The organism is Mesorhizobium sp. BHbdii, from assembly GCF_053848045.1.
In genome coordinates, this window is sequence record NZ_JBSPKX010000151.1 from 1 (window position 1) to 492 (window position 492).

Genomic DNA, 492 nt, shown 5'->3' on the forward strand with positions numbered 1-492 from the left:
GAAGACGGCGCGGCGATGATCGTCAATCCGCTCACCGCCATCGCCATGTTCGACATCGTCAAGCAGGAGGGGGAAAAGGCCTTCGTCATGACCGCCGGCGCCAGCCAGCTTTGCAAGCTGATCATCGGCCTGGCCAAGGAGGAAGGGTTTCGGCCTATCGTCACCGTGCGCCGCGATGAGCAGATCGCGCTGCTGAATGAGCTCGGCGCTGCCCATGTGCTCAACGAGCCGGCGCCGGATTTCGAGGCCACGCTGCGCGAGGTGATGAAGGCGGAACAACCGCGCATCTTCCTCGATGCGGTCACCGGGCCGCTGGCCTCGGCCATCTTCAATGCGATGCCGAAACGGGCGCGCTGGATCATCTACGGCCGGCTCGACCCGGATGCCACCATCATCCGCGAACCCGGCCAACTGATCTTCCAGCACAAGCATATAGAGGGTTTCTGGCTGAGCGAATGGATGCGGCAATTCAAAGAGCGGCGCGGTCCGGCG

At 63.4% G+C, this 492-nt stretch carries 1 protein-coding gene; it reads left to right on the forward strand.

Features of this window, described 5'->3' with window-relative positions:
* A partial coding sequence (locus ACWTU8_RS32335; protein WP_455851313.1) for a zinc-binding dehydrogenase occupies nt 1-492 on the forward strand: 492 nt, incomplete at both ends.